23 protein-coding genes are annotated in these 25,816 nt (G+C 68.7%); 4 read left to right on the forward strand and 19 right to left on the reverse strand.

The annotated features are described in order from the left end of the window. Positions 1-90 precede the first annotated feature (90 nt). From fxlM to ABT171_RS39080, 15 genes are all read right to left on the reverse strand, one after another. Entirely contained in the window at positions 91-2,433 is a 2,343-nt protein-coding gene (gene fxlM / locus ABT171_RS39010) for a methyltransferase, FxLD system (protein WP_351251313.1), read from the reverse strand. A 50-nt stretch (positions 2,434-2,483) separates the two neighbouring features. Continuing rightward, positions 2,484-3,863 carry a phosphotransferase gene (locus ABT171_RS39015; RefSeq protein WP_351251315.1) on the reverse strand — a complete coding sequence of 460 codons (1,380 nt, stop codon included), beginning with the start codon at positions 3,861-3,863 and terminating at the stop codon, positions 2,484-2,486. Positions 3,864-3,966: 103 nt separating this feature from the next. After that, positions 3,967-4,500: an HIT family protein gene (locus ABT171_RS39020; RefSeq protein ID WP_351251317.1), complete on the reverse strand. Its 534-nt coding sequence runs from the start codon at positions 4,498-4,500 to the stop codon at positions 3,967-3,969. Continuing rightward, positions 4,497-5,729, reverse strand: coding sequence for a methyltransferase domain-containing protein (locus ABT171_RS39025; protein ID WP_351251319.1), 1,233 nt, complete (start codon positions 5,727-5,729; stop codon positions 4,497-4,499). The genes ABT171_RS39020 and ABT171_RS39025 overlap by 4 nt, the downstream gene beginning before the upstream one ends. Positions 5,730-5,920: 191 nt before the next feature. Beyond that, the gene (locus ABT171_RS39030) at positions 5,921-6,370 is read right to left on the reverse strand and encodes an NUDIX hydrolase (protein ID WP_351251321.1); all 450 of its coding nucleotides are present in this window, start codon (positions 6,368-6,370) and stop codon (positions 5,921-5,923) included. Further along, the gene (locus ABT171_RS39035) at positions 6,367-7,758 is read right to left on the reverse strand and encodes an MFS transporter (RefSeq protein ID WP_351251323.1); all 1,392 of its coding nucleotides are present in this window, start codon (positions 7,756-7,758) and stop codon (positions 6,367-6,369) included. Before ABT171_RS39035 ends, ABT171_RS39030 begins: the two co-directional genes overlap by 4 nt. A gap of 279 nt (positions 7,759-8,037) precedes the next feature. Then, positions 8,038-9,906 carry an ABC transporter ATP-binding protein gene (locus ABT171_RS39040; protein ID WP_351251399.1) on the reverse strand — a complete coding sequence of 623 codons (1,869 nt, stop codon included), beginning with the start codon at positions 9,904-9,906 and terminating at the stop codon, positions 8,038-8,040. 585 nt (positions 9,907-10,491) lie between these two features. Further along, on the reverse strand, positions 10,492-11,478 hold the full coding sequence (locus tag ABT171_RS39045; protein WP_351251325.1) for a DNA-3-methyladenine glycosylase family protein: 987 nt from the start codon (positions 11,476-11,478) through the stop codon (positions 10,492-10,494). A 2-nt stretch (positions 11,479-11,480) separates the two neighbouring features. Beyond that, complete coding sequence (locus ABT171_RS39050) at positions 11,481-12,512, reverse strand: helix-turn-helix transcriptional regulator (protein WP_351251327.1); 1,032 nt, start codon at positions 12,510-12,512, stop codon at positions 11,481-11,483. Continuing rightward, positions 12,512-13,255, reverse strand: a complete 744-nt coding sequence (locus tag ABT171_RS39055) for an SDR family NAD(P)-dependent oxidoreductase (RefSeq protein WP_351251330.1) — start codon at positions 13,253-13,255, stop codon at positions 12,512-12,514. The genes ABT171_RS39050 and ABT171_RS39055 overlap by 1 nt, the downstream gene beginning before the upstream one ends. After that, positions 13,252-13,668 carry a hypothetical protein gene (locus ABT171_RS39060; protein WP_351251332.1) on the reverse strand — a complete coding sequence of 139 codons (417 nt, stop codon included), beginning with the start codon at positions 13,666-13,668 and terminating at the stop codon, positions 13,252-13,254. Before ABT171_RS39060 ends, ABT171_RS39055 begins: the two co-directional genes overlap by 4 nt. Positions 13,669-13,689: 21 nt before the next feature. Beyond that, positions 13,690-14,694: an amino acid--tRNA ligase-related protein gene (locus tag ABT171_RS39065; RefSeq protein WP_351251334.1), complete on the reverse strand. Its 1,005-nt coding sequence runs from the start codon at positions 14,692-14,694 to the stop codon at positions 13,690-13,692. Between the two features lie 2 nt (positions 14,695-14,696). Then, entirely contained in the window at positions 14,697-15,644 is a 948-nt protein-coding gene (locus ABT171_RS39070; protein ID WP_351251336.1) for a S66 peptidase family protein, read from the reverse strand. Positions 15,645-15,727: 83 nt separating this feature from the next. Next, positions 15,728-17,134 carry a B12-binding domain-containing radical SAM protein gene (locus tag ABT171_RS39075; RefSeq protein ID WP_351251338.1) on the reverse strand — a complete coding sequence of 469 codons (1,407 nt, stop codon included), beginning with the start codon at positions 17,132-17,134 and terminating at the stop codon, positions 15,728-15,730. After that, positions 17,131-18,162, reverse strand: a complete 1,032-nt coding sequence (locus ABT171_RS39080) for a radical SAM protein (protein WP_351251340.1) — start codon at positions 18,160-18,162, stop codon at positions 17,131-17,133. The genes ABT171_RS39075 and ABT171_RS39080 overlap by 4 nt, the downstream gene beginning before the upstream one ends. A gap of 350 nt (positions 18,163-18,512) precedes the next feature. Here ABT171_RS39080 and ABT171_RS39085 point away from each other — a divergent pair, with 350 nt between their 5' ends. Continuing rightward, positions 18,513-18,821, forward strand: coding sequence for an HIT domain-containing protein (locus ABT171_RS39085; RefSeq protein ID WP_351251342.1), 309 nt, complete (start codon positions 18,513-18,515; stop codon positions 18,819-18,821). 347 nt (positions 18,822-19,168) lie between these two features. Here the strand turns inward: ABT171_RS39085 and ABT171_RS39090 are convergent, their stop codons facing one another. The 4 genes from ABT171_RS39090 to ABT171_RS39105 form a co-directional block, all read right to left on the reverse strand. Continuing rightward, a complete protein-coding gene (locus ABT171_RS39090) occupies positions 19,169-19,774 on the reverse strand; it encodes a hypothetical protein (protein WP_351251344.1) in 606 nt (201 codons plus the stop codon). Between the two features lie 316 nt (positions 19,775-20,090). Further along, positions 20,091-21,047 (reverse strand): ATP-binding protein, encoded by a 957-nt coding sequence (locus ABT171_RS39095; protein ID WP_351251346.1) that lies wholly within the window; start codon positions 21,045-21,047, stop codon positions 20,091-20,093. Continuing rightward, positions 21,044-21,679: a DUF6415 family natural product biosynthesis protein gene (locus tag ABT171_RS39100; RefSeq protein WP_503078602.1), complete on the reverse strand. Its 636-nt coding sequence runs from the start codon at positions 21,677-21,679 to the stop codon at positions 21,044-21,046. The genes ABT171_RS39095 and ABT171_RS39100 overlap by 4 nt, the downstream gene beginning before the upstream one ends. Then, the gene (locus ABT171_RS39105) at positions 21,613-22,089 is read right to left on the reverse strand and encodes an ATP-binding protein (RefSeq protein WP_351251350.1); all 477 of its coding nucleotides are present in this window, start codon (positions 22,087-22,089) and stop codon (positions 21,613-21,615) included. Before ABT171_RS39105 ends, ABT171_RS39100 begins: the two co-directional genes overlap by 67 nt. Positions 22,090-22,697: 608 nt before the next feature. On the opposite strand from ABT171_RS39105, the gene ABT171_RS39110 reads away from it, so the two are divergent. The 3 genes from ABT171_RS39110 (at position 22,698) to ABT171_RS39120 (ending at position 25,764) form a co-directional block, all read left to right on the forward strand. Further along, positions 22,698-24,086, forward strand: coding sequence for an NsdA family TPR-like regulatory protein (locus ABT171_RS39110; RefSeq protein ID WP_351251351.1), 1,389 nt, complete (start codon positions 22,698-22,700; stop codon positions 24,084-24,086). 47 nt (positions 24,087-24,133) lie between these two features. Then, the gene (locus tag ABT171_RS39115) at positions 24,134-24,646 is read left to right on the forward strand and encodes a TrmO family methyltransferase domain-containing protein (protein WP_351251353.1); all 513 of its coding nucleotides are present in this window, start codon (positions 24,134-24,136) and stop codon (positions 24,644-24,646) included. A gap of 920 nt (positions 24,647-25,566) precedes the next feature. Further along, on the forward strand, positions 25,567-25,764 hold the full coding sequence (locus ABT171_RS39120) for a helix-turn-helix domain-containing protein (RefSeq protein WP_184962893.1): 198 nt from the start codon (positions 25,567-25,569) through the stop codon (positions 25,762-25,764). Positions 25,765-25,816: the final 52 nt, after the last annotated feature.

A 25,816-nucleotide genomic window follows, 5' to 3' on the forward strand; every position in this document is an offset into this window, starting at 1 on the left:
CACAGTCGGCGCGCCAGACCCGCTACCCACTGGCCCGCGACTTCAGACCGGTGCCAACTATCCCGCTTTTGTGCCAACTAAAAAGCCTCGTCACAGCTCAACAGATGCCGGGCGGGGCCCGTTACGGCCGGGCCACTGGAACACGAGGCGGCAGTAGGGCTTGTCCAGGACGTCCCCAGCAGGCAGCTCGCGGTCGGCGGTGCCGGCCGGGTACACAGTCAAGACAGGGTCGTGGTGCTTGCCATCGTTCTTGCGCACGTCGCGGTCCCAGGCTCTCACCGTGGCCGCCAGCTGCTCGGCGAGCTGCGCGCCGTGCTGTCCGAAGGCGTGGACGACCCACTCCCACTCCTTTTCGGCAGGGCTGTCACCGTGCCGGGTCTGGACGTGGACGAGGTAGGCCAGTGAGGCGTCGCCGAGGATCGCCGGCGCATCGCCGTCCTTCGCGATCTGGGTGACGCCGGTGCCTTTGTCCCAGTGGGCGGACAGACGGACGAAGCCGGGCAATGTGGTGGCCGCGTAAAGCTGCAGCGAGCCGAAGTAGAAGCCCGCCCCCATGGTGACCCCGGTGGCGACCTGGTAGCGCGGCCCCCGCAGGGCCTCCTCCAATCCCTTCGTCGAGGCGGGGGTGCCGTCCTCGAATCGGAGCTTCAGCTCGCCGTCGAGGAGGTCCACGACCGGGATGGCGCGGGCGTGTTCGCCCTGAGCACGAAGGAATCCGCAGTGCGTGAACTTTCGCGCGTGCAGCACCTCGCCGTGCCGCTCGAACGCGATCGCCCTGGTGTATCCATGGATTTCGAGGGGCAAGACCAGACGCCCGCCCTCAGCGACCTGCTCCCGCCAGAATGGGGAGATGTCCCAGGAGTTGTAGGTGATCACGACCGCGTCGAAGCCGCCACGCGGTACGAGGTGCGAGGGGGCGCCGAGCGCCGCATCGCCCTGGAACGCGGTGACACGGCCACTGCCGGCCTCTGTGGTCAACCGCCGGGTGCGGTGCACGACGTAGGGGTCGATGTCGCCGGTGACCACCCTGCCCGTGGCGCCGACCACATGGGCGATGAGCTCGGCGTTGTAGCCGCCGGATCCCGCCTCGAACACGATCGCTCCCGGCGTCAGGCACAGGCTTTGGAGCATGTCGGCCTGGAGCCAGACAGCGGACACCGAACTGGTCGCCTTCCCCGTCTCGTCGCGGCGGGTGACGACGGCCCGGTCGCCGCCGTCGTACGCGGTCTTCAGGGCTTTCTCGGGGACGAAGCGGTGCCGGGGCACCGTGCGCAGCGCCTGCTGTACCGGTTCGGAGGGCGCCCAGCCGCCGTCGATGACCGTCTGGGTCATCTGCTGGCGCAGCCGGACAGCTTCGGCCGGTTCGCCGGGCACGGGCGGCTGGTCGGTCGCGAGCGGATAGGAGTGGACCGGTGCAAGGTCAGGAATAACCCCGGGCCAGGTCGCGCCCAGGGCCTGCGCGGCTGGAGCGAACACGGGACCGAGGCAGGCCACGGCGTGCAGGTCATGCCACTCCCACCGGTCGAACAACTGCCGTTCTCGGTTGGCGAGGGTGCCGGACCATGCGGTGATACGGACGACCGCGGTGAGCCGCGGCACGCCGTGGCTGTCGTCGGCCAGCATCGTGACCACGTGCGCGTCCGAGGCCGAGGCGGTCAGGCCCGTCTCCTCGGCCAGTTCCCGAACCGCCGCCGCTTCGAAGGACTCCGCACCACTGGTCTTCCCGCCGGGAAGTTCCCACATGCCCCGGCGCGAGCGGCCGAGCAGGACCCGGCCGGCCTCGTCGGTGACGACCGCAAGGGCGCCTGTCACAGCCAGACCGGTGGGCGGTCGCTGCCGCTCCACCGCCCGGGTGCCGGTGTGGCACGGGCCGCGCAGGACCAGGACAGCGAGCTGGTCCGCCTCCAGCCGCTCGACGGTCTCCCAGCCTTCGGTGAGCAGGCGGATCTCGTCTTCGTCGAGGGCGATGTCCCATCGTTCGGCTGGGGTGTGCTCGACCACGGGGGTGATGACCACAAGCGTGCCGCCGGGCCGCAGCCGTTCACCGAGCCCGTGCAGGACGCGGGTGCGATCGCGCAGGAAGGGGTACATCAGCCGCATGGTGACCAGGTCGTAGCCGTCCTCGAGCAGCTCTGCCGGGTCGTCGCGCTCGATGTCCAGGCAGATCCAGCGCACCGGCTCGACGCTGGCGTGTTCTTCCCGGGCCCGGGCGAGAGCGCTGTCAGCGAAGTCGACGGCGTCCACCGTGTAGCCGAGGGAGGAAAGGTAGGCGGCCAGGCTGCCGGTGCCGCAGCCCACATCGAGCGCCCGTCCGCCGCCATCGGGAACGGGAGCGTGCTCGGCGAGCAGGGCCCGCTCGCGCTCACCGAGTTCCCGGAACCCCTTGCCGTCGGCATAGTGCTGCTGCCACTGGTCGCGGACGACGTACGCCACGGGCGTGCTCCTCAACTGCTCTTCAGCTGGTGGGTGGTGTGGTGTGCTGGTCAAAGACGGTCCGTTGCGCGGAGCCGGGCCAGGGTGCGGCGGCCTCGCTCGACGAGTTCCGGATCGCCGTGGGCGGCGCCGTATTGGATGCCGGAGACGGCATCCAATACGGACAGGACGACCAGGTGCTCTTCTTCGGCGAGGGACAGGGGGCGGCCGTAGCCGGTCATCAGGGCCTCGTGCAGGTCCGGCCGGCCGTGCCAGGCGTCGGACAGGCGGACGAAGTCCCTGACGGCCGGAGCGCGTTCGCTTCTTTCGAAGTCGATCACGTACACGGTGCCAGTCGACTTCTCCCAGCGAAGGTTCCGCCGCTGGAAGTCGCCGTGTGTGGGAACTCTCTCCAGTGCAGGCAGACCTGCGGCCTCCTTTGTGGTGGCGCGGATGAACGCCTCGTCCCCGGGCTCAAGGCAGGCGCGTGCTCCGTCCAGATGCCGTTCCAGCTTCTCGAGTGGCATGGAGTCAGGGAGGGGCGGCAGCGCCGGGGCGCTGCGGTGGATGGTTGCCGCGAGCTGCCCGATGCGATGGAAGATCCGTCGCTCTTGTTCGGGTGGGTGGACGGCGCCGTGAAGGGAGCGGCCTGGCACCGCGGTGATGACGACGGCCCGCAGTGATGCATCGGCGGCCATCAGCCGGGGTGCCATGGGGCCCAGACAGGGGACCCAGCTGCGGAAGGCGGTCACCTCGCGCTGGTGGAAGCGGTCGCTCTGGTGGATCTTGACGAACCACACCCCATCCTCGGCATCGCGTGCCCGCCACACCTGGCTTCCCTTGCGTGCCCAGGAGACATCCGTCCAGCCGGTGACCCGGCCGACCGCCCGCTCGACGAAGTCCCGCACCGCGTCCTCGGGCGTCGTGCTGCAGGGGCCAGCGTGGGGGAGGAGGCGTAGCCGGTCAACGGCCGGGTCGTAGGCGATGGGATCCCCGGACTCCTGGAAGTGCAGGGCGATCCGGGCTCCCGCCCGGTAGGCGTCCAGCCCGGCCCGGCAGTAGGCCACCATGGGCTCCGGCAACGCGTCGAGCGAGAACCAGCCTATGGCGTCGCACCGGTCCGGCTCCATGACGCGGGGACTGCCGTGCCAGTGCCGGACCTCGAAGAAGAACCCCACGCGCGTGCCCCCGCCGGGGGAACGGTGGTGCACGGTGACGGCCGCGCAGACATCAGCGGGGTAGACGAGGACGCCCGTCTCCTCTCCGGTCTCCCGCACGAGCGCGGTGACGACATCCTCTCCGGGGTCCAGGTGACCAGATGGGAGATGCCAAAGTCCTGTCGCGTAGACATCGCCAGCCCGCCGGGACAGCAGTACTTCGGGGCCGGCCTCGGTATCGCGGACCGCGACCAGGTGCACGTCCAGCGGCTCGGTGTGCCGCCCCCCGCTCACCGGTCACCGCCGGGGCGGCGCGCGAGCAGTACGGTGAACGCAGCGTCCTCAGTGAGCCCTTCGCCTCGGCCGTGTTTCTCCAGCATTTCTTCCGGGCGGCGCCTCATGCGTGCTCCAGCAGCGTGCGCAATGCGGCGGCGTCCGCCTGGAGCTGTGCCTCGTCCTGGCGGTTGGTATCGAGAGCTGTCCAGGGGAGCGGCTCGCCTGGCGCCGGGTCGGCGTCGCCGGCGTAGCGGGGAACGATGTGGGTGTGGAGGTGGGGTACCACGTTGCCGAGGGTGGAGTAGTTCATCTTCACCGGCTGATAAAAGCCCGTCAGGGCCTTGCCGAGCGTGAGGGTGTCGGCCCAGTACGCGGCGGCCTGGGTGTCCGAGAGGTCGGTGGGCTCGGCGACGTGCGGTGCGCCGCGGTGGATGAGTACGCAGTAGCCCCGGACCTGGCCCGAGCGCCACAGGTAGGCGTTGGCCACTTCGCCCTGGTGGAGCAGGAGCCCCCAGCCGATGTCGTCGGCGGCGAAGTCGGTGCCGCACATGGGGCAGCCCTGGCCGTCGCGGTGGCGGAGGAATTCCTCGGACCACCCGGCCGGATGACTGTGGCCGTCGGCGGGCTGAGGGAGGCGTTCCCGTTGCTGGGTCATGGACAACTCCCGAGCGATGGAGACGTCTGGTGGGGGACGGTGGCGAGTGGGGGCAGCGTCCAGGTGAGGGCCGTCCGGCCGGGACCGGAGGTGACGCGTTGCGGGCCACCGCCGTCTGGAATATCGACCCGGTAGGTGTCCGGCCGGCCCGCCCGCTCCCAAGCGTCGTGGACGTCTTCAAGTTCGGCCCACACATCACGCGGCCCGTGCACGCGGACCGTGCCGTCGCCGGGGCCGGCCACCGCCCAGGATTCCTCCTCAGGGGCGACGATGGTCATCGTGTCGACCTGGAAATCCCTGACCAAGCCCGGTGCCAGGTACGCGGCGGCGATCCAGAAGCCGTGGGCGTCATCGGCGGGCGGCGTGAGCCGGGTCGGGCGCGGTCGGCCGGGGTCGGCCTTGACCTGGGGACGGTGGTTGACGGCGGTGAGCCACTCGTAGCCGAGCAAGGGCCGGTGGCCGCGCGGCCTGCCCGTCAGCACCGCCTGAAGCCTGCCCTTCATCGTGCGGGTGGCTCGCACCTGGCCGGGCCAGCTGGGCGTTTTGGTCACGAGCGTGGTCAGCAGCGTTCCGCCGGGGGCGAGCTGCTCCACCCAGGCCAGCGGGATGCAGGGCACGCCGATGCCGGAATGGATCCGGTCATACGGTGCCCCGGTGGCGTATCCATTGAGCGCGTCACCTTCGACGACCGTCGCTCCCAGCCCGAGCCGGTCCAGGTTCCGCTGGGCGAACACGGCCATGTGCGGATCGCGTTCGACCCCGGTGGCACGGCCGGGGCCCGTGATGGCAGCGGCGAGCGCCAGGGAGATGCCCGGACCCGACCCAAGGTCCAGGAACCGCTGCCCGCAATCCAGTTGGAGGCATTGCAACACCTCGACGGTGGCAGGGGCGTAGGTGCTCATGGAGGTCATGTGGCCGCCAGTCACAGGTCCCCGGCGAAGGGCGTCCAGCGGCTCGCCGTCGCGCTGGAGCAGGACGGAGTCGCCGCTGTGGACGAGGTCGAGCCACTCCGCCTGGTCGTTGGGGTGCGAGCCGTCGAGGAGCCGCCAGTCGATCGGATCCGCCCCTGGGCCGCTGACCCGGACATACGCGTGGGGGAGAAGTACTTCCCGCCGCACACGCAGGAGAGCATCGCGCAGCCGCGGGTCGGTCAGCACGCCGTCGGCGACGAGGCGGTCGACCATCGCGGTGCGGGAGGCGGTCGTTGCGGCGAGCAGGTCAGCGGACATCCTCGGACGCTGGGACGCGCTCGATGCAGAACCCTCTCCTTGTTCCTGACCGGTTGGCCCTACGGCCGTGCTTGCAGTGCTTGCATCGGGAGGCACGGGTGTATCTGGGATCTGTGCGCGGTGGTTGCAAGAGGAGTCCGGCTGCTGGGCCGCTTCAGGACCAGGCCGGTGCGTGTCCATCTCCGGGGCGCTCACTTCCGCCGCTCCCAACCGATCTCGGTATACAGCCGGCCGGCACGAATCCCCTCGATGGCCGCTCGGGTGTAGGGAACGGTCGGCTCCGGCAGGCCGTCGACAGGCCACCAGGCCCAACGGAGGCACTTGTCCGGCTCCAGCACGCGGGGCTCGCCCTCCCACCGGCTGGCCTGGAAGAAGAAGCCCACGCGCGGGACGGCGTCCTCGTGGTCGAGGAGGTGCACCGTATGCACGAGGATGAGGTCCTCCTCGGCCACGACCAGCTCCGCCTCCTCCCTCGCCTCCCGTGCCACGCAGGTCCGGGCCGGTTCTCGTTCCACATGGCCTGCGAGCAGATGCCACTGGCCGCCCGCGTATGCCGAATCCGGATGCCGCTGCCCGAGCAGCACCATGCCGTCCCGCTCCAGGTACAGGTGGCCGCCGATCACGTTCAGTTCCGCGCTCACGCCGTACCACCTCCGCCCACCGCGGGATTGCGCTGTCCGTCGCCAGCGGGGGCATGGCCGGGTGAAGGTGAGGGGGAGGGGACAGGTGGTTGCACGAGTGGATCTCCTGGATGGGAGGGGACAGGCTGGGCTCCAGGCATCTGGGGGAGGCCGCGTAGCGGGGAGCGGTAGAGGACCACGAGGGGGACGAGGAGCAGGCAGGTGCCGACGATCAGGGTGGGCCGTACCCCGATCCGCGTCCCGAGGCCGCCCGCGACCAGGGCGGCCACCGGCCGGGCGCCTGAGGTGAGCCAGGTACTCACGGCCTGCATGCGAGCCTGCATGCCCTCGGCGGTGACAACCTGACGAATGGAGCGCTGGGTAGTTCCCGCTGCCGCGGCGCAGGCCAGCTGGAGAAACAGGGCGGCGCCGATGGCGGTCTGCCAGGCCAGGGCTGGGGAAGCGAGTAGCAGCGGGATCTGGGTGAGCGGGGTGAGCGCGAGCGCGACGAGCATCATCGGCCCAGGCCCGTACCGTCGCGCGAGCGCCGGGGCGGCAAGCGCTCCTGCCGCCGCGCCGAGGGCTCCCACCCCCAGGACCACGCCGAAGGCGGTCGGGCTCATCGAAAGGGACCTGAGCAGGTACAGGGCCCACAGGGTGTTGAGGAGTGCCAGGGCGGCCGAGGTGGTCGCGTTGACCAGGGTCAGCGTGCGCAGCCGGTGGTCACGGCGCACGTACCGCAGGCCCTCACCGATCTCGGTGTGCAGACGGTGGCTTCCTGCCCGCGCCCGGGTGGTCTCGCGAGTCTGGATACGGGCGGTGCACCAGGCACTGACGAGGTAGGAGCCGACGTCACCGAGCAGTGCCCGGGCCGGTCCGAGGAGCGCGGTCAGGGCGGCGCCGAGGTTGCTGCCGGCGGTGGCGGCGACGGCGAACAGGGCTCCGATACGGCTGTTGCTCCGTTGGATCAGGGACCGGTCGACCAAGCTGGGCAGGAGACTGATCGCGGCGGCATCATGCAGCACCCCTGCCGCCCCCTGCACCGCGGCGACCACCATGAGCTGGGCCAGGGACAGCCTGTCCAGCGCCGCCGCTGCGGGCACGCTGGCCAGCGCGGCGGCGCTGACCAGATCCCCGGTGATCATCTGCTTCCGCTTGGAGCGCCGGTCGGCCAGCGCTCCGGCGTACAACGCCAGTAGGACGGGCGGGAGTTGGCCCATGAACGTGATCCAGGCGACCTGGGCAGGGCTGGCATCCAGTTCGAGAACGGCCAGCACGGGCAGGGCCATCGAGCTGATCGAGCTGCCGGCCACACTGGCGGCCTGGCCGGTCAGGTACCGACGGAAGTCCCGGTGCCGCCACAGCGACGTCCGCCCGGCAGACGAGACGGAGTCATACGGGGAGGACATGACGTACCCCCTCGGCTCCCGTCGGACGCACGCCCGGCACGACCGTGGCAGCGTGATCGTGTTGCTCGGGCATCCCAGGCACCGCGGTGTCCACGCCCGGGTCGCCGCCCCGGACACAGCCGTGGAGGAGAAACACCTTCCGTCGCACACGAAGGGGGGAGTCACATGCCTGTTGGTCGGCCGGCACATAGGCATCCGGACGGGCCGGCATGGCGGTGTGCCGTGTGCTCACGGCGGCGGACAGGTCTGTGAGCACGATGCTCTTCTGCAGGCGTGTGTTCATGCGTGTGCCTGCCGCTGTTCGTCATCGTCCCGGGCATCCGACGGGACCTGGCAGGACAGCAGCTGCCGGAACAAGCCGGGTTGCTGAGATAGCTGTTCGTATGTGCCTTCCTGCACGACCCTGCCCTCGTCGAGAACGACGATCCGGTCGGCCACGGCGGCGCTGGTGATGCGGTGGGTCACCAGCAGTACCACCCGATCCCGGGCAAGGCTCCTCAGCCGCTGGAAAATCCGGTACTCGGCAAGCGGATCGAGGTTCGCGGTCGGCTCGTCGAGGACCAGAAGCCCTGCTTGGCGGAAGAAGGCCCGTCCGAGAGCGATGCGTTGCCACTGGCCCCCGCTCAGTTCCTCCCCGTTGAGCCACTCGCGCGCGAGAAGGGTGTCCAGCCCGGCGCCGAGCCTGTCGACGACCTCGTCGGCACCGGCGGCCTCACACGCCTCGCGTACCGCCGCGTCGCCACGCGCCGTGGGCTGCCCGAGGGTGATGTTCTCCCGCACCGTCAACGGCCAACGCGCGTAGGTCTGGGGCACCAGGGCCACCTGCCGCCACAGCGCCTGCGGCTCGGCGTCACCGGTGGGAACGCCGTCCCACAGCACCTGCCCCTCGGTGGGCAGGTACAGGCCACTGATCAACTTCGACAGCGTCGACTTGCCCGAGCCGTTGAAGCCGACAACGGCGGTCACCTCGCCCTGGCGCAGGGTGAGCGTCACGTCGGACAGAGCGTCTTGGCTCTTGCCCGCGTACCGGTGCGTGACCGACTTGACCTCGATCTTCTTCGGCGGACCCGGGCGATGCGCACCCCGGCGCATGCGGAACCCTCCGGCCTTGTCCAGGAAGCCGCTCCAGTCGTCCATGTACAGGCCCGTGCGCACGGCGCGCGCCCCTACCGAGACCAGACCGCGGACCGACTGGCCCACCGTCTGCAGGGCGAACACAGCCGTCCCGGCGTGTCCGACGCTGATGCGGCCGGTGGCCAGCAGCCACACGACCGCCGCCCATACGACCGCCGAACCCACGCCGCCGCACAGCGCGCCGATCAGGGACATGCGGGCCCCCTGGTCGGCGGCGGCGCGGTCCTCGCGGTTGATCCGGGCGACCGTCTGCCGGTACCGGCCGGAGAGGAAACCGGCCATGGTGCCGGCACGGATCTGGTCGGCAGCCTCCTTGGTGTAGATGTGCCAGCGCAGGATCGACAGCATCCGCAGGTCGCCGTTGCTACGCAGGTTCGCCAGGTATCGCACGCGGGCGGCGCTGATCTGGGCCAGGGCCTGCGGCAGGCTGGCCGCGACCAGAAGGGGGAGAAGGACCCAGTGCACGCCGGCCAGCACGATCGCTCCGGCGACGAAGGAGGCCGACGAGGCGATTAGGTCCTGCCCCTCGTTGATCAGGTCCCCGGTGACCTGCGCGCCGCGGTCGGCGGCTTCGCGGTCGTGGTTGAAGTCGGGCTCGTCATAGGCGCACAGCTCCACCTCGGCGCACCCGGTGAGCAGCATCTGCTCGGCCTCGCGCGACATCAGCGGGCCCAACCGGGAAGACAGCCAGGAGACGGTGATCCCCAAAAGGGCGCGTACGCCGGCGGTGCCGGCCAGCAGGGCCACGGACGGCCACGCCTGAAGGAGCCGCTGGTAGACGTCTCCGCTGGTCAGCAGGGCGGTCAGCGTGCCGCTGATGGCGACCAGGCCGAGGGCTTGCAGCACGCCGGTGACGGCCTGGCACAGCAGGAGACCGATGGTCGCTCGGCGGTCGACCCGCCACGCGAGAGCCAGTGACCGGCGTACCAACTGCGGCAGCCGCCGGGCCATATCACGCATCCTGATCGAACGGCCGGCCGCTTCACGGCTCCCCGTCAGATCGACATACCGCATCTGCGGCTCGCCAGCGGCCGTTTCCGACGGCTCATCCGGCTCATCCGGCTCGGCCGCAGAGGACGCGTCGGGCCCGGTCGTCGGTCCGGGAGGCAACGAAGAGGGCGCGTACTCCAGCGGGGAGGTGCGCGGCCCCGGGACGTTGGCGGGTGAGGCATCAGTGGGCTCACTCATGCCGCCCACCCCGTATCCGGTCGCGCTGCGCGCTGGGCGGCGGCGTCAACCTGCCGCCCGGATCGTGCGGTGTACGGGACGGCCGGCAGAGGACGTTCGAATACGGCGGTGGGATGCGCAGGGGCGGGCACGGGATTCACGGGGTCCTCCAGATGGACGCACGAGGGGTACTGGTGCTCTAACAACGGCCCCCGGACGGGTCTGTCACGGGTGAATCCGGGGCAGATCGTGGACGGATGTTCTATTAGGTGGCCGTGGTCAAGCGGGCCTTGTCGCGAGGTGTGCCTGCATCGCTCGAACAGCTCGGATCACCCCTTCGAGGTATTGCAGGGATGCTGTCGGGCGCGGTGCGGGCATGGCAATGAGGAGCAGCGGCGGCAGTGGCGTCCGCTGCTCTCGACCTGGGGCGGGTCAGGTTCCGGTCTGCTCCAGGGCCGCGTTCCAGGCGGCGAGGGGGTCGGGGCCGGAACGCAGGAGCGGAGCGACGGGCCGGCTGAGGTAGCTGTGCTCGACGAGGTAGAGGCCCGCGGTGCCGGCGTAGCCGGGGAACAGCTCGTTGAGGCGGGCCATCACGGTCTCGGGCTCGGCGTCGTCGGCGTCGAGGAGGCGGCGCGCGAGGATCTTGCGGTTCCACACGTCGATCCCGAAGACGGCCGGGTCGCGGGAGGCGTGGGAGGCGATCACCGCGGCGGTGTAGGGGCCGACCCCCTTGATTTCCTGGACTGCCTCCATCAGGTTTCCGGACGCCTGGAGGTCTTCGGTGCTGTGGTCGCGGAAGTAGGCGGCGTAGTGCGGCAGGCTTTTGGCGCGAAAGCCCAGCCGGTCCTGTTCCTTCAGCGTTTCCGGCGGGACGTGGGCGATTTCGTTGGGGGTGAACCAGGCCCGCAGCGTGATCCCGTCGAAGCGGACGAGACGGCCGTAGTGCACCAGCAGGTTGCGGGTCATCTGGGTGGTGCGTGCGATGGTGACGTTCTGCAGCAGCAGGGCGATCACGGCGATTTCGAAGTGGTCCTCCGGGCACGACTGCCGCATCCCGCCCAGTACTGCGAGTGCCTCGCGCATCGCGGGCACTCGGGACGCGAGCTCCGCGAACGCCGCCTGGTCTTCGTCCAACCCGTATGAAGAGATCAGTCGGCGCGTCAGCTCCTCGCGGTCGGCAGGCTTGAAGTCGCCGTCGGTGTAGATGTCGGCGATCACGGTGCGGTCCTCGGCACGCAGGCGGACTCCTACCACGAGGTTGCCGACTCGGAAGGTGCGCCAGCTGCAGGACTCGGTGTGGGCTTCCAGGCCGGTGGCGTAGTGGGACGGCTTCCAGAAGGTGTGCAGGGCGTTGAATGGACCGTCGCCGGTGACGGGCAGTTCGAGGGTGTCGGTGTGGTCGAGGGTGCGGGGGCTCACAGTCATGCTCCTGGGTGGCGGCCGTGGGTCGAACGGAGGCGGGAGTCGTCGTGGTGCGGGCCATCGGGTGGGGCGGAGCCGCCCGTCTCCGCGTCGTCGTACAGAGCGAGGGTGCGGCGCAGTTGCTGAGTGAGGGCCGCGCGCAGATCTGCGGGCTCGACGACTTCCACGTCGGGGCCGTAACTGGTGACCAGCGGAATCAGCCACTCCCAGCGGTCGACGAACAAGACGATCGACAGGGTCCCGTCGTCGTGTTCGTAGACTTGCGAGGTGGACTTCAAGCTCAGACGCAGCAGCTCGTCCCGTGCCCCAGGGGACACCCGCAGGGTGACCCGGACGTCGCCCTTGCCGTAGTCCTCCATGGTCTGGGCCCACCATTCGCGGACCGAGAACCCTTCCGGGTAGGCGAAGGTGAGGTCGGTGGGCTGGAGCCGGTCGACCAGGTTCAGTCGGAAACGGGTGGGTGCGCCGGTGGTTCTGGCGGCGACCATGTGCCATTCGCCGGCCTTCCAGACAGCCCCGTACGGCTTGAGCAGGGCTGTTTCCTGATCGCCGTCCTTGGTCCGCCATGTGGCCTCAAGTACGGTCGCGGTGAGCATGGCAGTGCGCAGGACGGGCAGGTGGCCGGAGCCTTCATCGCGCCAGTACCAGTCAGCGGTGTCGAAATGGATGCGCTGGGCCAGGCGCCGGATGACATCTTGGACGGTGTCACTGATCCCCGCGGCGCGAGCGCGGTCTTCCGCCGGTGTGTCCGGGCGGGGCGGGTCGAGGAAACCGAGGACGTACAACCGTAGGGCATGGTCGGAGTCGATGGTGAGCGGATCGAGCGCGGTGTCCGCGGCCAGCCGGTAGCCCCCCGTTTTGCCAGGGGTGGCCTGCACGGGAATGCCGGCAGCGATGAGGGCGGCCATGTCACGGTAGACGGTGCGCTCGGTGACGCCGAAGCGGGCCGCGATCTCGGGGGCAGGCACGTTGGTGCGGTTGCGGAGCAGGTGCACGATGCTCAGTTGGCGGGCCCGGGTGGAGTCGACCATCAGCGCACTGCTCCGAGCGGGTAGATCTGACCGGTGACGTAAGACCAGTGTGCGGCCGTGGCCAGCTCGATGCATGCGCCGGCGACCTCGTCCAGTGCCAGGGGGCGGCCCCAGGGCAGTTGGGCGAAGTACCCCTCGGGATCCGTAACGCCTTTGAGTGCCATGACGTGATGGGCAAGCGGCGAGTCGATCAGCGAGGGCGCGAGCAGGTTGACCCGCACGCCGTGCTGGTCCTCCTCCTTGGCCACGGTGACGACGAGTGCTTCGAGAGCGGCTTTCGCCGCGGTGTAGGGGCCGTTGTTCGCGCGCGCGGCCTGCCCAGCGTCCGATCCGATCACGAGGACGGATGTGCCATCGGACCGGGCCCGTCCGGCCAGCGCGTGCCAGGTGCGGACGAAGCTGAGGGCGTTGGCCTCGTGGACGCTGCGGAACTCGCCGATGGGGGTTTCGGCTACCGGACGTTTGCGGGAGGGTGCGCCGACGCAGGCGAAGACCGCTTGTAACCGGCCTGGCTGCGCGTCGACAGCCTGCCGCAGCGCTTCCGTTGAGGCTTCGTCGCCGGCATCGAAGTGCACCCAGGTGCTGCGCCCGTTTTGCCGCGCGGGCCCGGGAGCACGCGTGTTGTACGTGGCGACGACCCGCCAGCCTGCTACGGACAGGCGGCTGTGGATCGCGGTGCCCAGTGCCCCGCTGGCGCCGGTGACGACGGCCAGCGGGGCACTGGTGGACGAGGGTGGGGTCACCGTGTGCTGGCCTCCGGATGGGCGGGGGCGTCGGGGTGGTCGGTGTCCCACATCTCGGCGAACCGCATCTGCTCGTCCGGGATACTGAACAGCGCCCCGATGCGACGGGCGTGGGCGATGGCGTCGGTGTCGCCGCGGGGGATGTCGACCACCGTGCGCGGAAAGGCGACCAGCATGCGCTCCTCGTCCAGCAGGTGCGCGTAGTACAGCTGCGGCTTCAGTGCGGCGGACAGCTCCAGCGCGAGTGCCGCGGCCCGCTCGGTCGGCACCGTCAGTTCGATGATCTCGATCGGGGTCTGCTCGTCCAGCAGATGCGGGTAGCGACGGTCCTCCATTCCGGCGAACGCCGCGGGGAGGACGCCTCCGGCAATGCTTTGGGCGATCACCACGGCACGCAAGGTGGGACTGGCCATGTCGGACATGGTCCTCTCGCTCTAGTGGTAGGGGAAGGTCAGGGTCTCGAACACAGTCCGCCCGGTGCACAGCGCGAGCAGGCGCTCGATCCCGAGGCCGAAGGTGAAGACATCGGCCGGGTCGCAGTCGATGTCGGCGAAGAAGTCGACCGGCCCCTTGTCGGCCGGGACGCCGTGCAGCTGGGTGCGCAGAGCGATGTTGTTCTCCACCATGGGCCGGTAGTCGTCGGCGGCGCGCAGCTTCACTCCGCCATCGCAGATCTCGATCCCGGCCGCTATCAGGGAGAACCGTTGCGCCCGGCCGGAGGCATCCACGCGGGAGTTGTGCCGCAGCTCGTAGGGGAATCCGTACAGGACGACGGGAGCGGTGACGGCCGCCTCCACGGCGTGCTTGAGGAAGTCCTCCATGGCCGCCCAGTCGGATTCCCCTGCCGTCAGGCCGTGACTTGTCAGCCAGTTCCGCGCCGCCGTGACGAGTTCGGGGCCGGCGGGGGCTTGCGGCAGATTCAGCGCCTCGGCGATGGCGTCGTCCACCGTGCGGGTGGCGATGGTGGAGAAGTCGATGCCGGCGGGGGGTTGCAGTGTGGCGAACGCGGCCTGGACGGCGTGCTGGACCAGCTCGGTGATCAGCTTGATCCCGTCGGGCAGAGTGATGTCCCGGGCGGCGGTCTGCAGCATGGTGAACTCGATCGCGTGGCTGTCGTCCGCCTGTTCGACCCGGATCGCCTTGCCCAGGTCGTAGACGCGGTCGACACTGATGACCAGGCGCCGCAGGTGCTCCTCCGCGGAGTGCTTCAGGTGGAAGGTCTCCCCGGTGAACGGGTGCCGGGTGGAGAACTGGGGGATCGGCGCACTCTCCCTCGCCGCGCACAGCACGGGGGTGACTGCCTCCCTGTAGCCCGTTTCGTGCAGCCAGGCGCGCACGGCGCGCAGCAGATCCGCCTTGGTCAGCAGCAGGTTCCGCTCGTCCGGGTGCTGCTTGAGCAGCGTTCCGTACAGGCGCCGTTCCTGCTTCGGGATCGTCATTCCTACTCGCCTCCCCGGGCTGTCCACGGTGAGGTGATGGTCAGTGCGTGCTCGGCGTCGCTGTCGAGCAGGACCTCGGCGCCGATCGGCAGGGTGTTCTTGAGAGGGGTGTGGCCGAAGGGCAGCCCGAAGGCGATGGGGAAGGCGTACTCGGCGCACAGGTCCATGACCATCTCGTGGGCCCCGAGACCGCCGGAGGGTTCGCAGTTCACCAGATCGCCGACGACCATGCCGGCGATCTGGTCGAGGACGCCCCGGTCGCGGAAGTGAGTGAGGGTCTGGTCCAGCAGCTCGACCGGTTTGAACGCGTCCTCCCATGCCAGGACGGCGCCGTTCCAGTCCGGCTCCCATACAGTGCCCAGCAGGCATCGCAGCGAGGACAGGCAGCCGGCGACCAGGTGACCCTGGGCGGAACCGGTACGCGCCCAGGAGAGCGGCGCGTCGATCCGTGCGGCTGTGGCATCTCCGGCGAGGACCGCGGCGAAGTGGTCGCCCGTGGCGGAGGGGGCCTTGTCGCAGCCGAAGTCCCACAGCACGGAGGGGCCGTGCAAGGTCGGCATGCCGGTGCGGGCGGTGATCGCGTTCAACAGCAGGCTCGGATCGCTCACGCCCACGATCGGCTTGGGGTGCGCGGCGATCAATGAGTAGTCCAGGCCGCGCAGCAGCCGGTTGGCGTTCTTTCCTCCGCCGGCGCACACCACCGCGTCGATGGCCGGGTCGGAGACGAAGGTGTGAAGGTCGTCCAGGAGTTGCGCTTCGCTGCCGGCGCGGTAGCCGTCGCGCGTCGCGGCGTGGGGAGCGATGACGGGCTCGTAACCGCGGCCACGGAGGCGCTCCACGCCGCGGTCGAAGATCTCCGGATGCGCGGCGGGCTCCGGCGCTGACACGGTGACGATGCCGATGCGGCCCCCCTTGGCGACGGGTGCGGGCAGAAGTCGGGCGATGCTCAACGAGTTCTCTCCTTAACAGCGGTACCGGTCAAGCCGTGCACGTTGGGTGATATGCTGGGTGCACGGGGTGACCGTATGGGGTGTCAGCGGGCGGGGGCCAGCCGCATACGGGTCTCCTGCCTGGCCCGGGCAGCGGTGGCCTCGCTGGTCCAGGGAGTCAGGGAGGTGTAGTAGTCGAACCTCGACCACCCCTCGAGTGAATCCGGAGGGGTAAACCCGTGCTGAAGGGCCTGGTCCCACAACGGTGTGCCTGGGTACGGGGCGAACAGGTGCACGCGCGTCTCGGGTTCCGGGTCCAGTCGCCGCAGCTCGCCCATCAGGGAGTAGGTGTCCTCCATCTCCGCCTCGCTCTCGCCGGGGAAGCCGACGATGAACGTGTAGGAGCCCAGGATGCCGTGGTCGGCTATGTCGCCGGCCACATCGAGGATCTGCGCGCGGGTGACCTCCTTGTGCACCACCTCGTTCAAGACCCGGTCGTTGCCGGACTCCACGCCCATGAGCAGCCGGGAGCAGCCGCTCTCGGCGATCCTCTCCAGCAGCGGGAGCTTGGCCCGGCGGGCTTTGAGGATGTCGTTGGGGTTGATGCTGGCCGCCCACCGCAGGTCCAGGCCGCGGTCGATCAGACCATCGCAGAACCCGATCGCCCGGCGCAGGTTCACGAACCAGTCCGCGTCGTAGAACTTCACGCCGTTGAGGTTGTAGGCGGCCTGGAGCGCGGCGATGTCGTCGAGGAGGTCCTGGGCGGCCATCGCCGAGTACTTGCGCTCGTAGGTCAGTTCGAAACAGAACCGGCATTTGTACACGCAGCCCTTGCTGGACACGTAGTTCAGCGTGCGGGAAGCCACCGTCGGGTCGTCGCGGATGTACTGGGCGACATCCAGCAACGACCACGGGTACGCGCCGAGGTTCCCCGTCCGCGGCGGGTTGTAAGTCCCGCACACCACGCACCGGCCGTCGTCGATACGCAGGCCCGGGACCAAGCGGCGCGGGGTGCGTCCGAGCAGCGATTTCACGAACTCGACCATGGAATTCTCGCCGGGGCCCTGGAGAACGGCGTCCACCAGCGGATGCGCCGCGGTCTGCTCGGGCTGCACATTCACGTGCGGGCCGCCGAACACGACCGGCGGACAGTACGGGTGCTGCTTGGCCGCGCGCACCATGTCCAGGGCGTGACCGATCTGGCCACCGCCAGTCATGACGCTCACCCCGATACACACCGCGCGCTCAAGGTGCTCGTCCAGGAGGCGCTCCCACGCAGCCTTGTCCTGCTGGTTGCCGTCGAACAGCACCACGTCGACCAGGCCACTGGCCATGAGCGGCTTGGCCAGCGTGAGGAGCGAGAAGGGCATCCAGAAGTAGACGTAATCCTTCTCATGATCGATTTTGGGATAGACCAGAATCACGGTGGGGCGGCCGGCCGTCGCTGGCCGGGGCACAGGGATGGCCGGGGACTGGGCCGGGCCGCCCGGGAGGCCCATGAAGACGCTCATCGGCTGACCTCGACCAGATGCTGGGGAGTGGCGTCGCCGGGTCGGAAGTAGGCGGCGGCGTACATCTCGAAGGCCGCCTCCAACTGCGCGGCCAGACCCTCGGCGTCACCCTTCTCCAGCAGGGGAGCAAGGTCGACGGTGACGTCCTCACGCAGCAGGCAGAACTGCAGCCGGGCATCGGCCGTCAGCCGCAATGCCATCAGGGCGTCGTGGCAGGGGAACAAGGGGCAGCCCCGGCACACCGATCCGTACCAGGCGCCGGCGTTGGAGTCCTTGATGACGACCTTCGTGCCCGAGGGCATCGTGAACACGGTCATGGGGTGCCCGAGCCCGCCCTGCTGGAGGACCTCCTCGTCGACGGCCCGCACCCGCAGGTCGCCCGCCAGCTCCTCCAGCGGCACGTACAGGTCGGGCAACTGGAGTTGCCGCTTGATCTCCAAACGTCGGGCGAAGCTTTCGCTGGACTCGTTGAGGTCCTTGATGATGTCGAGCAGCTTCACGCTGTGGACGCCGGTGGCCTCGCAGAAGTCGATCAGGGGCTCGATTTCCGCGGTGTTGATTCCGGACATCACCACCACGTTCACCTTCACCGGGACGCCGGTGGCGACACACGCCTTGATCGCGGCAAGTACCTCGCCGTGGTCGTCGACGCCGCAGATCTCCTTGTGAAGCTGCGCGTCCAGGGTGTCCAGGGAGACGTTGAACAGGGTCACCCCTGCTTCGGCCAAGGCCGGGGCGAGCTCGCCGATGCGCGGGTGACGAGAGATGACCTCGACCTCACGCATGCCTGCTTTCTGCCGCAGGCGTCGCACCGTGTTGACGAGCGGCTCGTACAGGGCCGGGTCGCCACCAGTCAGCTTAATGGCATCGACGCCATGGCCCTTAGCGGCGGCGGCTACGGCGACCAGGTGGTCGGGGGACAGATCCGTACCTGACTCGGTGGCCACGGCCTCGCCTGAGGGGCGGCAGTAGTAGCAGCTCCTCTTGCAACGGGAGTTCACCGTCACCCGTAACTGCGGTTTACGCATGTCACCCATCCCTCGGACATCGCTGACATTCTTGGGCACAGCCTTCCGGCTCCTCTCTCTGGTCAGCAACAACATGGAGAAGACTCGATGTCAGGGTTTGCTCCGCGTGAATTCCAAACCCTGACACGGTGGTTATGAAGATCGGATTCACGCCCGCTGTCACTCGGTGGTCTCGATTGCCGGCGCGACGGCCGTCGGGGCTTCTTGAGCACGGCAGTAGACCAGGGCCGCTACTCTTTCGCCCTGTCCGCTTCTCCGATACGGAAGTGATGCTCGCTGTGACAACTGGCGCTCACGTTTCCGACTTCTACTGCAACCAGGCCCTCGCCGGTCGAGTTCCAATCAAGAAGGTGACCGAGACAGCTCGCGTCTTGGCTTTCCACCACACCAACCCTGCGTATCCCGTGCACATCGTGGTGGTCCCCAAAGAACACGTTCCGTCGCTCACTGATCTGGGAGACGCCGACGAGAGCCTTCTGCCGGAAGTCGTGGATGTGGTGCGTGAGGTGGCCGCCGGGGTCACGAACGAGCATGGTTCGTGCTCGGTCATCACGAACCTCGGCCTGTACCAGGAGTCCAAGCACATGCACTGGCACGTGGTGTACCGCGGCGAGAGCAAGGAGCAGATCCTGGGCACCTACGGGCACCACGACCGCTGACCTGCTAGCGGCGCCGTCGGCGCGTCGCCGGAGCGACGAGGATGATCCGTGCGATGCAGGCGGCGGCTTCGTGAACCTGCTCCGGGCTTGCGGCAGCGCCGCGGAGGCCGATGACGGGCACGAGTTCCTCGCAAGCCCTGACGAGCGCGGCCCCGTCCCGCAGCAGCTCGTCCTCCGGTACGGCGCGGCAGCGGTCGGCCCGGCGTGCGGCGTATGCGGCGGCATGGTCGATCCGGTCGCCCCGGCTGACGGCGGAGGGCAGGGGGAGGAGGGCAGCCGGAAGGCCCTCTCGGCACGGTTGATCAGCGTGCGAGCGCTACAGGACCGCTGCGGTTGGCTGCTCATGGTCAGGCTCCGAACTGGAGGGCGTCCACGAGGCGACGCGCCGTCTTGACGGGGATGGACCCGAGGCTGATGGCTGCGACCTCGTCGCAGCGCAGGCAGTCCGGGTGGAAAGTCAGGTCGATGAATCCGCCCCGCGTGGCGACGTTGAAGGCGTCGCTAAGCCGGTCCAGGACCTTCTGCGCTTCGGGCCACTCGCTGAAGTCCAGGTGGGATTTCGGCTGCAACGGCGCACCCAGCAGACGGGCGAGGTGGTCAGCCGTCTCGACGGGGACGTCACCGAGATGAATCTCACCCTCCCGTACAGACGGGTCCGGCATGTTGAGCTGGTGCGCCTGGAAGATGGTCCGCAAGTCTTCGGCGGTCCTGAAGGCCCGCTTCATGCTCTTGCCGATCAGTCTGGCCAGCTCGACGGCCGTCTCCGGAGCCACCGCGCCCAGGTCGACATACTCGCTGGGTCGGTCCATGTCGGGCATCGACGAGATGCTGAGACCTGCGGCCCGAACGGCACGGTTCAGCTCATTCGACGCCTCTCCGGTCGTGGGACGGGCGGGTATCACCGAGGTGCCGGCGGCGATAGTCATGAAGAGTTCTCCGAACAGATGGGGCACTGACGAACCCGTGCAGCGGACGTTGGAAGCGTTCCGATGCAGGTGAATTCCTTGATCACTTGGTCGGTAGCGCGGTTCAGGGGCCAGGACGGTGCGCCCGGTGCTCGGCTGCTTGGGCTGTGCCGATCGGGGCGGGAGGTATAGCCGCCAGGAGGCTTCGTCGAGCGTGGCCTGGGCGCTGGGCCTGGCGTCCGGTCGGCGCCGATGTCGGCGTTGGGTGCGCAGGTCGCCGGCGTCGGCAACGGAGGGGGCGTGGCAGCCATGCCACCACGCCGTCTGCGCACGCGCTCGGCGCTCCAGCAGTGCTCTGTTGGCATCAGAGGTCCACCGGCCCAAGTGACAGTACGGCGCGGACGGTCTTACCGGGACCTTCGTGGTGAAGGAACCAGGAGACCGCGGCGCCCAGTTGCGCGACCTGCCGAAGGCCGCGGCCCCGCTCTCCTCGCACTGCGGCCTTGAAGTCAGGGAACGACGGATTGAGGTCGGTCACGTCGACAAGGAGATGGCCCGCTTCGTCTACGGCGGCACGTAGGAGGAGCGTGTGCGTCTTTGCATGATCAGGCAGGCCGTGGCGCACTCCGTTGGAAACCAACCGGGCGACCACCTCAGCAGCTTGGAGAGTAGGACCCATCCAGCCGAGCACAGGCAGCATGGAGCGAATCCATACTCGGCCCACCCTCACCGCGCCGATTTCTTCACTGGGCAGGTCAGTCTGGAGGCTGGCGGCGATCGGCGATGACCACACAGTGGGTAGCAGACCTGCTTCGGCGCTCTCAACGGGTGGCTGCACGGTGCGGAGCAATTGTGGCAGCGCCCGATAGACGAGGTTCGCCTGAGTGGTTGCTCCACCGAGCAGCTTCCGAGCCTGCCTGGCGATCTCCTCGACTTCCCAGACCTCCGTGTGCAGGTCGTCCCACGCGTACCCCTTCAGCGTCCTGCCACGAGCCAGAGCTTGGACATAGCCGAGGACGTCAGGAGGAAGCCAATCGGTGCCCTCTGGGTCTGGCAGATCAAGTACGCCGTGGACACGCGCGCGAAAGACGAGCTCTGGTTGCCGACCCTGCGGCCGGCTACGTGCGGTGCCGAGTTTCTTCGCTGCTGCGGACCAGATCGGTCCCAGGCCGTCTGGGGGAAGGCGGTACTTCTCCTGGGCCAGGTTCCCCGCTATCTCTGCACCACCCTGGCCAAGCGCAGCCAGAGCGAGTGCACGCCGCTCTAGCGCAGACAGAGGGGCGGCACCCGCCGGTAGTTCGGGGCGTACGAGGACTGTCACGGCCGGCCTCCATGCGCCGGCCCAACGGCCACGGTGGACCCACAGGTGGGTGCCTGCTCCGCCGCGGTGCCCGCTGTAGCGAGGGGCTGCGCCTCGGCGATCAGCGGCAGTGAGTCACTGTTCAGCGAGTCCGGCTTCTTCACGACCTCGCGCTCGACCAGCAGGTCCAGCAGCTCGTTCACGGCCCAGCCCATCCGCCGCAGGTGGCCGAGGCCCTGCCGGTAGTCGCCCGGCATCTCTTCCTCGCACATTGAGCCGGCCTGCTTGATGCGGGGGTCGGGCTGCTCGCGATCCCCGGCACCGTAGTTGGCGGTGATGCCCAGGAGCTGCATGAGGTGGCCGCGGAGGCGCTGCCCCAGTTCCTCGACGTTGTCCTCGGGCGTAGGGACGGGGTCGAGAGCGTCAGCCACGTCGTCCAACATGGCGTCCCCGTCGTACGGTCTCCAGGCGCGCACCTTCGCCAGGGTTGCTTCGATGGCCGCTTCCGCCGGCCGCCTTGCGGGCTCCACAGGGTGGTCCCAGCGGGGCGCCCCATCGCTGCCACGGCGCACGAGCGCGGGGGAGGTCATTCGCCTTCCTCCCTTGCGAGGAGGCGGCACCAGACGGTAGCCCCGTCGTCGCTGACGCCCCATTGTCCGCCGTTCGCCTGAACCATGGCCTCGACCAGCGCGAGGCCACGCCCCGACTCGGCGTTGTCATTCGCCTGCACGGGCTGGGCGCTGCCCTCCATGCCGTCATGAACCTTGATGCGTAGAAAGCCATCGGCAAGGGTCACCGTCAGGCCGATCTCCGTGGTACCGCTGTGCAGGACCGCGTTGGTGACCAGTTCGGAGAGGATCACCAACACGTCATCGGTCATTGCCCCGAGGCCGCAGTATCTGAGCCGCGCTGTGGCGATCCGGCGCATGATGCCTACCCGAGCTGCATCCTCGGGTCGGGGTGGCTCGCCCTGCCGGCGTGGAGCAACGGGGAAACGCTCATCCATCACGTGCCCGCTGCGGCGGAGAACCGCGCGAGGCATCCGTACGGCTGTCGTCGTCATCACGTCCTCTGGGGGGAGCGCAGGACCGAACGGACAGCGGACACAGCCCTGCGCAAGGGGGTCCGCTCCGCGTCGGGGGCGAGGATGGTGCAGGCTTCGGTCAGGCAACGGGCCAATGGAGCCGGGCTGGTGACCAAGGGCCCCCGTCCCGGCAGCAGGTCGTCCGCCGGTAGTTCGAGCCACCGTGTCGTCGCATCAGGCCGCGGCGACCGTGCAGGCACCTGAATCTTGTGCTCGCCCCGTCGCCCGAGGCATATCGGTCGAGGAATCCGGTCAGGCCATCGGGAAGTGGCCATCAGGGGCTGCCAGCGGTCGGCAGTGCCGAGAGGTACGAGGATTTCGGAAGTTCTGCACGAGAACGGCCACTGCGGGGGGTGGTCGAGGTGCCGTACGCCGGACGTCGGAGCGGGTGCGCGCCCGTCGCCTGACGCAGTCCGGGTATCCGTGCCAGTCGTATGGCTGGTCTTCACCGGTTTCCTCCCGGGCAAAGGCAGTTGGTGGTTTCGTTGAGCACGAGCGAACCGTGGATCGCATCCCGGCGGTATCTCCCGGCGGCTGCCAGGGCCGTCAAACCCGTCAAAGATCGTTTTGGTGAACCGAGGTAGTCGATGGCGCGCGAGCGGAACGTGAAGCTGGCCGACGCGATCGCGGAAACAGGCTGGTCGCAGCAGAAAGTGGCGGCGGCCTTCGTGAGGGTCGCGGCCGAGGTAGGAGCAAAGGAACTGCTGGGCACAAGCCGCTCGCACATCGCCATGTGGGTGGCGGGGACACAGCCCTCGGGCAGAGCACCCCTTATCTTGTGCGAGACGTTGTCCCGGCGCCTCCAACGCCCCATCACTCCAGCTGAGATCGGGCTCTCCGCGCCAGGTGCGGGTGCAGTCGCGGCATCGGAGTGGAACGTCGATACGCTGACTGCGCTGGTAGACCTTGGGAGAAGCGACGTGGACCTCGAACGCCGCCGATTGCTGGACGGCGCCGCCTACTCGGTCGGTGGCCTGGTTCTGCCTGGACCGCAGTGGTGGGATGAGGCTCCCCAACGGGCAAAGTCCCGCCCCGCCGCGACGAGCCGCAGGGTCGGGGCCGCCGAAGTCAGCGCTGTGCGTGAGATGACAGAGTTCTTCTCTCGAAGAGACCAGCGCCACGGCGGCATGGACGGCCGCACGGCCCTCTACCAGTACCTCGTCGACGACGTGGCCAGGTACGTCGGAGGGGTATTCGCCAGTGACGACACCCGTCGTGCCCTGCTCGCCGCTGCCTCCGAGGCGGTGTACGTCGCCGGCTGGATGAGCTTCGACGCCTCCCACCACGAGGCCGCGCGTCGCTACTTCACGCTGGCCCTGAAGCTCGCGGCGGAAGCCGACGACGCTCCCCTCGCCGGCCACATCCTGCGGGCGATGGCTCACCAGGCAACGGACCTCGGCCACCCACGGGCTGCCGTCGACCTCGCCACGGCTTCCGTGGAGCGTAAGCGGTACACCCTCGCGACCCCTCGCGAGCGGGCACTGCTCGGAGTGGTGCAAGCACGCAGCCTCGCCGCCGACGGGCAGAAGCGTGCCGCGGTCGCAGCGCTTCTCCGGGCCGAGGATGACCTCGCTGTGGCGGACGTCGGCGACGAGGATCCGAGTCGTGTGTGGTTCTTCCAGCAGGCTTCCCTGGCCCACGAGACCGCCCGCACCCTGTGGACGCTCGGCGATCTCGACGGAGCGCTCCGAGAATTCAACAACAGCGTGCTGACCAGGAAGGCCGACACCTTCAGCCGGACCCACGCGGTGACGTTGGGCTACATGGGCACCGTGCAGGCCCGCAAGGGGAACGTGGAGGCCGCGTGCCTCACGTGGGCACAGGCCCTGGACGCGATGGAAGGGGTGCAGTCGGGCAGAGCACGCGAGGCAGCCGTGAACATGCGCCGGGTGCTGTCCCCCTTCCGCAATCGGGGAATCAGCGTGGCGGCGGAGATCGACGAGCGCGCCAAGGCCGTACTCGAACGAGTAGCCTGACGGCGCCATGTGGTAAAGGCGGGCATGCTGTGGTCGACCGCCTTGCCATGCCACGAGCGGAGAAGGGGGAACCCGTGTCCACAAAGTCCATCGAGGTGCCGGTGATCGCCGACGTGGTCGGGGGCCACAAGGGGCGGCTCGACGACTTCAAGGGCGGTGTGGAGTCGATCATTCGGCTGCGCCCGGAGTACCCGGAGGAGACCCTCCAGGGGATCGAGGAGTTCTCTCACCTCCAGGTCACCTGGTTCTTCAACCTCGGCTCTCCCGAGGACGTGGCGCTCCACGCGCGCAGCCCGCGGGACAACCCGGCGTGGCCGGCCACGGGCACCTTCGTGCACCACAACCACCGGCGCCCTGCCCGCCTCGCAACCTCGTTCCCGCGGTTGCTCCGCGTCGACGGACGGGACCTGCATGTGACCGACCTCGACGCTGACGACGGCACCCTGGTCGTTGACCTGGTGGCGGTCTTCAAGGAGTTCCTGCCGCGCGGCACCGTCACCCAGCCCGCGTGGCCCAGCGAGATGCTGAAGGACTACTGGAGTGACGCCGCCGAACGCTGACCCGGGCATGCGCCGGAACGGAGGCCGGCAGCCTGACGGGACGTAGCCGCCCGAGGGGCGCCAGTGAGTGGTCGGTCAGCTCGTCGAACCTGGCGGCTTCGGTGAGGGTGGCCACCAAATGCACGACCGTGCCGCGCCCCAGGCTCTTCGCCGCCACCCGGCGGCGAAGAGCCTGGGGTGTTGCGCCAACCTTCGGCAGCGGCAGCGGAGTTTCCAGCTCGCGCTTACACGGAGCCGATTCATGCGGGTGGAGGCGCGATACCGCCACGAACAGCCCGCCGCAGGTCGTGGTTCACAGGCGGAGTGAATACGTCGTCGGCGGCCTGCGTACATGCCGGGCATGCAGCGGAATCTGAATCCCTACGGCGACGGCCAACCGGCCGCCACGATCATGCTCCGTCGCGCCTATGAGGCCAAACGTCGTCCTGACCGACGAAGCGCCCTCTTTCCGCGCTGTCAGGCCGACCTGGCATTCGCCCACGGCAGACGAGAAAGACTCTCGCAAGAGTGGAACCCTCTCCAGGGCTATGTCAACGTACAACACGCCCCAACCACGAGGTCGGTAACCGGCCCACCGCGTAACCAGATGAGGAGTCCCCTTCCACCGACGTGTGCCCTTCGACCTGTTCAGCTGGTTGCCTCCGCCTTTTCAGCGCTGGCTGTACTCGACGCGTCGCTGCCGACACCTAGTTCGTGCGGAGACCGCAGCTAGGACAGGTGCCCTAACCAAGTGCGAGTGCAACATAGACGACGATCGTCGGTTAGCCAAACCGGCGATCGTGACGACCATTGAGCGAGTCGCGCTTGGCTGACCTTGGCAGGGCACCGTAGCGGGTGCAGTAGGCAGCGCTGCAATCCAAGAATTGGAATGTCGGGCGAACCGTCTGCTGATTCTCTGATGGCAATCATTACCCGTGAAGATGGTAGGTGTGATTTTGACGCAGGGTGGAAGCTACCGGCTTCTAACGCCAGCTGAAGTGGCCGATTGGTTGAAGGTAAGTGAATTGACGATCAAGAACAAATACCGAGCCTGGGGTTTGCGGCCTCAAAAGGTCGGTCGACTCCTGAGATTTCGCGAGCGTGACATCGTCGCATACCTGGAAAGGAAGTACGGGTAGTTTGATGAAGCGAGTCCTCTTGGTGGTCTGGCAGGTGGTCCGGTAGGTTGGC

Origin of the sequence: Streptomyces sp. NPDC001851 (assembly GCF_040297165.1) — a bacterium.
Taxonomy (GTDB): domain Bacteria; phylum Actinomycetota; class Actinomycetes; order Streptomycetales; family Streptomycetaceae; genus Streptomyces.